Below are 431 nucleotides of genomic sequence, written 5' to 3'. Positions count from 1 at the left end.
CCGGGGGGGCGTAGCCTGCGCCGGCGCGGCCGCCTGCGGCTGCGGGGTCGGCTCGGGCGCTGCGACCGGCGCGGCCTCCATCGGGGCCGCCGCGGGGGCGTCGGGCGCCGTCTGGGCGTCCACGGGTTGAGGCTCGGCGGCCGGCTGACAGGCGCCGAGGGCGACAGCGGCGGCTGCGAGGATCAGGTATTTCATGGTGACAGGCTCCTGAAAGGAAAGGGCGACGCTCGGGTTGATGTCCCGCGACGCCTTCATACTAGATTACGCGCGCGCGCGCCGCAGCCCTCGCCGCCGGATGTCGATCGACGGGTCCGGCCGTGGCGCGAGCGCAGGGGCAGGGGATGACGGTTCCGCTGGCTCTCGAACCGTTCACTCCGGCACGGCCCGAACGGCGGTCGCATCCCCCAGCGCCTTGGACAGCTTGCGACGGG

General features: G+C 74.5%; 1 pseudogene. It reads right to left on the bottom strand.

Annotation, left to right across the window (positions count from 1 at the left end):
• Positions 1-195 (bottom strand): annotated as a pseudogene (locus tag Q0C81_RS13045) (alpha/beta hydrolase); the annotation flags it as partial.
• Between the last annotated feature and the right edge of the window lie 236 nt (positions 196-431).

It is taken from the genome of Brevundimonas sp. (assembly GCF_023259385.1).
Classification (GTDB): domain Bacteria; phylum Pseudomonadota; class Alphaproteobacteria; order Caulobacterales; family Caulobacteraceae; genus Brevundimonas.
The sequence above is the reverse complement of the archived record's forward strand: the minus strand, read 5'-3'. Positions and strand labels throughout refer to the sequence as shown.